Below are 8,748 nucleotides of genomic sequence, written 5' to 3' on the forward strand. Positions count from 1 at the left end.
TGATAGCGCCGGCCGCCACCGCCGGTGGAACGGCGACGCGCCGGCTCGTCGTCCGCCTGCTCGGAGGAAGCCGCGCGGGTCGAAACGATCTCTGACAGCAGAGCCTTGTGCTGGAGCTTGTTCAGATAACCGGTCGCGGGATAGCCACGTGCCGCCTGCCACCGCTTCAATACGGAACGAGTCTCGTCGTCGAACTTTCCCGTCGCCTTGATGTCGAAGCCGAGCCCGGCGAGACGGCGCTGCACGTCGCGGCGCTGGCTCTTGTCCAGACCGATCTGGTCTTCGGAGACCTGGTTGGCTTCTTCGGTGAAGGCCGCGGGATCGATCCCGGCCGAAAGATTGCGGGTGGTGTTGGAAGGACTATCCTAGCTTTGCCGTCAAGGCGTCGCGGGTGAGATTGGAGCCCGCGACGACATCGAAGCCGATATTGCGCAGCACCCTGGCGATTGCCTTGGAATCGATCGCCGGGTTGGGAAGCTGCGGGACATTCTCGTAAGCGGCGTTGCCGACTACGAAGGCAACGCGCTTGTCGGCCAAGGCCGCGCTGCCGCTGAGCAGAAATGTTGCGATTGAAATGCTGCGATCAAGAAGCGCATGATCATTCTCCCCTGACCAAACTTCTTCGCTGCCATCGGATCCGACTGACCCGATCTGATGGGAGCAATCTGATCCAGTTCACAACGATGCACAGTGATCTGGATCACTCGGGGATTTCTGCTGCTCGAACCGAGCTGAGAGACGCTGCGACGGTTGCTTTTCGGGCTGCTGACGCAGCGGGCAATAAACGGCCGGTGACGAGCAATGGCAGGGAGATTGTACCCGCTACGGCCCCGAGACCAGCCAGTCGCCGAAACTGTTCGAGAAGGCGGGTTTGCTCTGCACTCTACTTCCGATGACGAGTGCGGCAGCGCTCCCTCCCAGTGGTAGGCCCGTGCCGCTGGCCGAACATGCATGGATGCCGCCCGGCTGGGGCGCTAAGATGCGCGTGAGATTCCGACCGTTGGTGAATGTGACCCGCATCACGTCAGGGCATTTGAACCTGCCCTATGCTCGCAGCATCAAATCGCTATCAGGCGTAACAACGAGGATACGACAATGACCCGTTTCGATAAGTTTTTTGGACTGAAGGCGATTACTCTCTCCGCCGCGCTGTCGATGACGGCAGGCCTGGCACTGGCCGGCGACAACAATGTCTCCACCAACCAAATCCTGGATGCACTGAAGCCCAAGCCGGCGACCCGCGGCCTGTCCGTCGGTCCGCAGGCCGACACGACGGCGCAGGCCAAGGAAGCGACTTTCCTGAACACCGTACGCAACCGCTCGACCCGTTCGCTTTCGACGGGCGAGCGCGAGCAGATTGCGGAACTCGCCGCCACCAAGCCGAAAATCGACCTGGAGATCCAGTTCGACTACAACTCGGCCGACATCGCCAAGGCCTCGATGGCCTCGGTGCAGGCGCTCGGCAAGGCCTTGTCCGATCCGGCGCTCAAGGGCTCGACCTTCGTGGTCGCCGGCCATACCGACGCGACCGGTGGCGAAGAGTACAATCAAGGGCTCTCCGAGCGGCGCGCCGACACCATCAAGAAGTATTTGATGCAGAACTACGGCCTGAACGGCACCGATCTCGTCACTGTCGGTTACGGTGAGACCAAGCTGAAGGATACCGCCAACGGCGCCGACCCGATCAACCGCCGCGTCCAGGTCGTGAACATGGACACCAAGACCGCGTCGAAATAAGTTCTAGGCATTCATCGTAACAACCACGCCGCCTGCCACCCTGGTAGGCGGCGTTGTCATATCCAGCTCTGGAACAGCATCAGCCGGCCGAATGTCCGCATGGAGGTGCCGACGAAAGCTGCGGAAACCGGCAGCATGACCGCAAAGCCGGCCGCGGCGACGCCGACATAGGCCCATAGCAGCCAGCGCGGCAGCCCTTCCCGGCGCAGCACATAGACCAGCGCGAGCGACGCCGCGGTCGCGGCCGGCAGGTAATAGTAGATGAAGCCGAGTGTGCGCGGCAGCAACGCCCAGGCGAGCCACGGCCCGAAATAGAACGCCGCGATCAGGAACGCATCCCAGCGCCGCGCCACGATGAAGTCACGCAGCACCACAATGAGCGCAATCAGCGCCGGCCACAACACCAGCGGATTGCCGAGAAAGACGATCGCGGCGACGTTGTCCTCCGCGCTCTTGTCGAACAGGAACCAGACGGGACGGGCGAGCAGCGGCCAGGACGGCCACGAACTCATATAGGTGTGGCCGGCAATCGCGGTCGTCGTGTTGTCGGCGAAGATCCGGCGCTGCGCCTCGAGCAGGTCCGTCAGCGACAGGCCGTAGAGTGGAACGAAAGCTGCAAGATAAGCCACGCCTGGCAGGACGGCGAAGCACAGCGCGACATGGTGCAGCCTGAAGGCGGGCCAGAGGTCCGGCTGATACCAGTCGTCCGGCTTCGCGTCGGCGAACAGCGTGCGCCAGCCCTGCATCAGACGGATCACCGCAACGATGACGATACAGACGCCGAGCGGAAACAGGCCGCTCCATTTGCAGGCTGCGGCCAGACCGAACAGGCCGCCGGCGAGCGCGAACAGCGCCTGCGGCCGCTCTCGTCGAAAACCATGCATGAAGGCCGCGGTCGCGAGCAGACCGAAGCCGAGCGCAAAGATATCGAGCATGGCGATGCGCGCCTGCACGTACAGCATCTGGTTCAGCCCGGCGATCAGCGCCGCCGCGATGGCGAGCCCTTGCGCGGAGAACAGCGCGAGGCCGCACAGATAGATCGCGACGATCGCCAATGCGCCGAACAATGTCGCGGGATAGCGCCAGCCGAACGCGTTGTCGCCAAAGGCCGCGATCGAGGCCGCGATCAGCTCCTTTCCCAGCGGCGGATGCATCGGATTGAGCATCGGCTGCGACATCGCCGGTGCCAGCATCTGCCGCGCCGCCGGCACGTAGTGCACCTCGTCGAAGACGAATTTCGCGGGCGTCGTCAGTCCGATCAGCAGCGCGAGATGTGCGACCAGGAAAATTGCGACAGCAATGACTGTGCTCCGCGACATCTTTGGAACTGCGGACGGTTCAAGCGGCTGCTGTGGGGATGTTTTGCGTGGCAAATTTGCGTCACCGCGGACAAAAAAAGAGATCGCGATTTTCATTGAACGCATTCTGCCGCGACTGTCACTAAGCATAGCGCACGTCCCGCGCTGCTTGTGATAAATTCGCCACATCGCAAGCATGCGCAATCCGGTACGATCAGGGACATATCGATCGGTTGCGAAATGAATTTACATTTCTGGTTTTTCTCCACCCTTTTGTCGGCCGCATTATGTGCGGCGCCTTGCGCGCTGGCACAGACGCGGGTCGGCGAAGCCGTCGTGATCCAGAACGAAGTGGTGCGCGTCGCCGCGACCACGACGCCGATCAGCGTCGGCGACAGCATGCTGCGCGACGAGACCGTGCGCACCGGCGCCGACAGCGCGGCGCGCTTCGTGATGGCCGACAGCACCAATCTGTCGCTCGGCCCGAGCGCCACGCTCAAGCTCGACCGCACCGTGTTCAACGACGAGCGCAGCTATCGCGACGTCGCGATCCGCATGACCACCGGCGCATTCCGTTTCGTCACCGGACACTCCGAGAAGACCGCCTACAAGATCACGACGCCGCTTGCGACCATCGGCGTGCGCGGCACTACGCTCGACATCCTCTCGCAGCGCGGGCGCTCCGTCGTAGTGCTTCAGGACGGAGCGGCCAGCGTCTGCACGAAGAGCTCCCAGTGCGTGCAACTCACTCAGCCTGGCGACACCGCGATCATCACCTCGACCGGCGGCAAGGTGAGCATCACCAAGTCCAATACGCCGCCCTGGACCTTCGCCGCCAACTGCGCAGCGAGCGCCGGGTTGTGCGCGGTGAACCAGTACGCCGGCGCCTCGCCGACCATCACGCCCGCCGTCCAGGACGACGGCATGCTGTGCGGGCGCTGACAATGGCAGCGCTCCGCATCCGCGACCTGCTTCTTGCCGCAGCGCTGATGGCCATGGGCGCCGTGGCGCTGACATGGAGTGTGCAGTCGGCCTCCGCCGCAACCCTGACGCTGACCGATTGCGAGACAAATTGCTCGCCGACGCCCACACCGACCTCAACCTACACGCCGCCGCCCACGTCGACCGGTACGCCGCCGCCCACGCCGAACCCTTATCCGTCGCCTTATCCGAGCCCGTCTCCGTCCCCGACCGGCGCCGATTCCAGCGGCAATTCGATCGGCGGCCTCGCGGGCCAGCGCTTCAACCAGATGATCACCAACCGGGTGCTCGGCACGGTCCTGCTCGGCGTCAACGAGCAGGTCAATTGCAGCGACTGCGTCAGCGCGTTCGGCTCGGCCGGCTCGTTCTCGGCCGGCATCCACGGCCGCAAGGAGCTGACCAACAATCTGTCGCTGCTCGCCGGCATCGCCTACACGCACTATAACGAAGGCGGCTACAAGATCACGAGCGCGCCGATCGGTGCGTTCGCGCTGCGCTACGACTTCACCGATTGGGGCTCCTCGCGCCCGTTCTTCGACGTCGGAACGATCCTGACGCCGTGGGAGAAGGCGCGCTACACCCGCAGCTACAACACCAGTCTCGGTCCGGTGAGCGTGACCAGTTCGACCAACGCCTCGAACTACGCGGTCTACGGCCGCGCCGGCTGGATGAGCCGCGTGTCGCCGCGCGACGAGGTCGCAGCTTCGATCGAGGTCTGGCAGCTCTGGCAGCGCGTGTCTGGCTATACCGACAGCACGGTGGCTTTCAATCCGTTCGACGCCACCATCGCAACCGGCACCGACCGCACCAGCCTGGTCAAGATCGGCGGCCAGTGGACACATCTCTACAGCAGCAATATCGAGGCCAACATCAACGGCGGCTGGGTGCAGTCATTTGCGAGCCACAGCGGCATCGTCGCGACCGTGACCGGCAACGGCGTGGTGGTGCCGACCATGGGCAACCAGGGCTGGTTCGAATATGGCGGCCGCCTCGGCTTCCGCGTGCAAAAGGGCTGGGTCGTGGATCTCTTCGCCAACGGCACGCTGGGCCCGCAGCCGGTCGGCAACACCATCCACGGCGGCGTGGGGCTGCGGATCAATTATTAGGGCCTCGCCAAGGCGCTATCTTGTAGGGTGGGCAAAGCGTAAGCGTGCCCACCGCTTCTCACTCAATTGAGGAAGAAGGTGGGCACGGCGCATGCGCGCCTTAGCCCACCTACGGCACCTGTGTCGCCGCTACGCGGCCGACTTGCCCTCGAATGCCCGGCGCAGAACGTCGACGTCCAGCTTCACCATCTTCATCATGGCCTGCATCGCGCGCGCGGCGGCAGCCTTGTCAGGGCTCGACAGGAATTCGAACATCACTTTCGGCACCACCTGCCACGCCACGCCCCAGCGATCCCTGAGCCAGCCGCATTGCTCTTCCTTGCCGCCATGGGCCAGGAACGCATTCCAGACGTGATCGACCTGCGCCTGATCGTCGCAATGAATCATCAGCGAGATGGCGTGGGTGTATTCCATCTTCATCCCGCCGTTGAGCGCGACCAGCGGCTGTCCCGCCACGGTGAACTCGACGACGAGCACGGAGCCATCCTTGCCGGAGGGACCGTCCGAAACATTGCGCTGAACGTGCGTGATCGCGGAATTCGGAACGAGGGAGACGTAGAATTTTGCAGCGTCCTCGGCATCGCCGTTGAACCACATGCAGGGCACGAGCTTGGACATCGTGGATGCTCCTTTTCAGATGTTCCGGGTTTGGATCAGGCAGTCGCCATCTCGGGCTGCGGAGGGGCGGCCGCGAGATCCATCCAGTTCACACCCCACATATGGCCATCCGGATCCTCGAAGCTGCGGCCGTACATGAAGCTGTATTCGTCCTTCGGACTGGGATCGGCCACGCCGCCCGCAGCCTCGGCCTTGCCGATGATATCGTCGACCTCGCTGCGGCTGTCAGCCGACAGGCAGAACAGGACCTGGTTCGAGGTCTTGGCATCCGCGATCGGCTTCGGCGTGAACTGACGGAATTTGTCGTGGGTCAGCAGCATGGCGAAGATGGTCTCGGAAAAGACCATGCAACTCGCCGTGTCATCGCAGAATTGCGGGTTTTTGACCGCGCCGATCGCCTCGTAAAAGGCGGTCGCGCGCTTGAGGTCGGTCACCGGCAGGTTGACGAAGATCATCTTGGGCATTGGAAGCTCCTTGGGCGGGTTCTGCCCAAGGACGGACGGCCTGGCGGCCATCCGACACGGCCTTCCGACTATTTTTTCGGACCCCAGCTGCGAGGTTCTGTCGCACCGAGCCCGCTCCCTCGAGGCAGCCTTACTTCTTCTCGTTGGGATCCCGGTGCACCGGGTCGATCCACAGCACCGTTTCGGGCTTCTCGACCGGCTCGATGTCGAGGTTGATCGCCACCGCCTCGCCGTCGCTGCGCACCAGCACGCATTCCAGCACCTCGTCGGGACTGGCGTTGATCTCCTGGTGCGGCACGTAAGGCGGCACGAAAATGAAATCGCCGGGGCCTGCCTCCGCGGTGAATTGCAGGCTCTCGCCCCAGCGCATCCGCGCCTTGCCCTTCACGACATAGATGACGCTTTCGAGATGACCGTGATGATGCGCGCCGGTCTTGGCATCCGGCTTGATGCTGACGGTGCCCGCCCACAATTTCTGAGCGCCGACGCGCGCGAAATTGATCGCGGCCGCGCGGTCCATGCCTGCCGTCGAGGGCACGTTGGTGTCGAGCTGGTTGCCGGGAATGACGCGCACGCCGTCATGTTTCCAGCGATCGTCGTGATCGTGGTCATGGTGGGAATGCGAATGATCATGGCCGGTCATGGGACTTGCTTTCTGTTGGTTCCGTGCGCGGCAAACTAACCCGAAGCTGCGCCCGCGAGCCATAACAAAATCGGAACCCTCGTAGCCGCGAGACGTTGTCTTTGCGAACCAAGTGGAAGGAGAGTTTCATGGGTAGCACGACCGACAAGATCAAGGGCAACGCCAACGAGGCCATCGGCAAGGCCAAGCAAGGCATCGGTGAAGCCACCGGTTCCGACCGCATGAAGGGCGAAGGCGCGGTCCAGGAAGTGAAGGGCAAGGGCCAGCAGGCCATGGGCGATGCGAAGGACGCTGCGAAGGAAGCGATGGATCGCGCCGCGGCAGCGGCAAAGCGCGCGACGGAGTGACGCGCGCAGTATTGGAAGCGAAAAGACCGGCCGAGAGGCCGGTCTTTTTGTTTGTGCGGTCATTCCGGGGCGGCTTGAAGAGCCGAACCCGGAATGACGGTGAGATTATTTCACCGCGAGCAATTCCACGTCGAACATCAGCGTTGCGTTCGGCGGGATCACGCCGCCGGCACCGCGGGCGCCATAGCCGAGTTGCGGCGGGATGATCAGCGTGCGCTTGCCGCCAACCTTCATGGAGGCGACGCCCTCGTCCCAACCGGCGATGACGCGGCCCTTGCCGATGGGGAATTCGAACGGCTCCTTACGATCGACGGAGCTATCGAATTTCTTGCCCTTCTGGCCGTTCTCATAGAGCCAGCCGGTATAGTGCATCACGCAGATCTGGCCGGCCTGGGGCGAAGCACCGGTGCCGACGGTGGAGTCGATGATCTGCAAGCCTGAAGCTGTGGTCATGGTCTTTCCTGCGGTCTGGGCCGAGGCCGTGGTGGAAACGAAATGCGACACGCCTGCGATCACCGTGATCGCGAGTGCCGACATCAGGGTGAGGAGCGCGCGCTGGAAACGCTGCATAAGGCACCTTCCGTTTGAGGCGGAAGGTGTCTAGCGCAACGCGGGTAGGGCTTCCACCCCTCAGACCTCGATATTTTCCAGCCGGACCGGGAGCTTGCGGATGCGCTGGCCGGTGGCGTGGTGGATCGCGTTGCAGATCGCAGCATTGGTGCCGACATTGGCGAGCTCGCCGAGTCCTTTGACGCCTGCGGGGTTGATATGATCGTCCTGCTCGGAGAGCATGATCACCTCGACGCCCGGGACGTCCGCATTTACCGGCACGAGGTAGTCGGCAAGATTGTCGTTGACGTAGCGCGCATTGCGCTCGTCGATTTCCGTCGCCTCCAGCAGCGCCGACGACATGCCCCAGATCAGGCCGCCCATCAGCTGGCTGCGCGCCGTGCGCGGGTTCATGATGCGGCCGCCGGCGAAGGCCCCGACCAGACGGGGGCAGCGGATCTCATGCGTGAAGCGGTTGACGCGGACCTCAACGAACTCCGCGCCGAAGGCATATGCAATTTGGTCCTTCATCTGGTGGCCACCGACCAACCGGACTTGCCCGCTGTGCATGGCTTTGAACGAATCGAGCGGCGCACCTTCCGGCTTCCACTCGCCATATTCCTCGACCACGCCGACGCCGAGGGCATCGAACGCCTTCTCGATATCGAGCGGGCGATCGCTCTTGGCGGCTTGGGTCGCCGGCGCCTGGCTGATGCCAACGGTCTCTTTGGCCTTGTCTGTGAGACTGTCAGGCATCACTGCCTTGAACAGGCGCTGGCGAATCTGATCGCACACCATCATCACCGCCGAGCAGGTGCTCGCGGTCGAGTTCGATCCGCCGGCAACCGGCGCCGGGGGCAGATCGCTGTCACCCATGAAGACGGCGACTTTCTCGAGGGGCACGCCGAGCCGCTCGGCCGCGGTCTGGGCGATCACCGTGTAGGCACCGGTGCCGATCTCGTGGCCGGCGATCTCGACCCGGGTCCGGCCGTCACGCTGCAGGCG

General features: G+C 63.5%; 11 protein-coding genes and 1 pseudogene. 4 read left to right on the top strand and 8 right to left on the bottom strand.

Features of this window, described 5'->3' with window-relative positions:
• Both MOV74_RS23295 and MOV74_RS23300 read right to left on the bottom strand, forming a co-directional pair.
• Positions 1–359: pseudogene (locus MOV74_RS23295) on the bottom strand (peptidoglycan-binding domain-containing protein); the annotation flags it as partial.
• Position 360: 1 nt separating this feature from the next.
• A complete protein-coding gene (locus MOV74_RS23300; RefSeq protein WP_246927523.1) occupies positions 361–537 on the bottom strand; it encodes a caspase family protein in 177 nt (58 codons plus the stop codon).
• A gap of 558 nt (positions 538–1,095) precedes the next feature.
• Here MOV74_RS23300 and MOV74_RS23305 point away from each other — a divergent pair.
• Positions 1,096–1,737 (top strand): OmpA family protein, encoded by a 642-nt coding sequence (locus tag MOV74_RS23305; protein ID WP_246927535.1) that lies wholly within the window; start codon positions 1,096–1,098, stop codon positions 1,735–1,737.
• A gap of 56 nt (positions 1,738–1,793) precedes the next feature.
• On the opposite strand, the gene MOV74_RS23310 is transcribed toward MOV74_RS23305, so the two are convergent.
• Complete coding sequence (locus MOV74_RS23310) at positions 1,794–3,224, bottom strand: phospholipid carrier-dependent glycosyltransferase (protein WP_246927568.1); 1,431 nt, start codon at positions 3,222–3,224, stop codon at positions 1,794–1,796.
• 51 nt (positions 3,225–3,275) lie between these two features.
• Between MOV74_RS23310 and MOV74_RS23315 the strand changes: the two genes are divergently transcribed.
• Positions 3,276–3,977, top strand: a complete 702-nt coding sequence (locus MOV74_RS23315) for a FecR domain-containing protein (protein ID WP_249796719.1) — start codon at positions 3,276–3,278, stop codon at positions 3,975–3,977.
• Positions 3,978–3,979: 2 nt separating this feature from the next.
• Entirely contained in the window at positions 3,980–5,122 is a 1,143-nt protein-coding gene (locus MOV74_RS23320) for a hypothetical protein (RefSeq protein ID WP_246927540.1), read from the top strand.
• A 129-nt stretch (positions 5,123–5,251) separates the two neighbouring features.
• Here MOV74_RS23320 and MOV74_RS23325 read toward each other — a convergent pair whose 3' ends face one another.
• From MOV74_RS23325 to MOV74_RS23335, 3 genes are all read right to left on the bottom strand, one after another.
• Positions 5,252–5,740: a VOC family protein gene (locus tag MOV74_RS23325; RefSeq protein ID WP_246927542.1), complete on the bottom strand. Its 489-nt coding sequence runs from the start codon at positions 5,738–5,740 to the stop codon at positions 5,252–5,254.
• A 35-nt stretch (positions 5,741–5,775) separates the two neighbouring features.
• Positions 5,776–6,204: a VOC family protein gene (locus MOV74_RS23330; protein WP_246927545.1), complete on the bottom strand. Its 429-nt coding sequence runs from the start codon at positions 6,202–6,204 to the stop codon at positions 5,776–5,778.
• 130 nt (positions 6,205–6,334) lie between these two features.
• A complete protein-coding gene (locus MOV74_RS23335) occupies positions 6,335–6,847 on the bottom strand; it encodes a cupin domain-containing protein (RefSeq protein WP_080137629.1) in 513 nt (170 codons plus the stop codon).
• 128 nt (positions 6,848–6,975) lie between these two features.
• On the opposite strand from MOV74_RS23335, the gene MOV74_RS23340 reads away from it, so the two are divergent.
• On the top strand, positions 6,976–7,194 hold the full coding sequence (locus MOV74_RS23340) for a CsbD family protein (RefSeq protein WP_246927548.1): 219 nt from the start codon (positions 6,976–6,978) through the stop codon (positions 7,192–7,194).
• Positions 7,195–7,299: 105 nt separating this feature from the next.
• Here MOV74_RS23340 and MOV74_RS23345 read toward each other — a convergent pair whose 3' ends face one another.
• Together MOV74_RS23345 and MOV74_RS23350 are read right to left on the bottom strand one after the other, a co-directional pair.
• Positions 7,300–7,764, bottom strand: a complete 465-nt coding sequence (locus tag MOV74_RS23345) for an FKBP-type peptidyl-prolyl cis-trans isomerase (RefSeq protein ID WP_212092113.1) — start codon at positions 7,762–7,764, stop codon at positions 7,300–7,302.
• Positions 7,765–7,824: 60 nt separating this feature from the next.
• The coding region (locus MOV74_RS23350; protein ID WP_246927550.1) for a molybdopterin cofactor-binding domain-containing protein at positions 7,825–8,748 on the bottom strand (924 nt) is incomplete at its 5' end.

This window comes from Bradyrhizobium sp. SHOUNA76 (assembly GCF_023006445.1).
GTDB lineage: Bacteria > Pseudomonadota > Alphaproteobacteria > Rhizobiales > Xanthobacteraceae > Bradyrhizobium.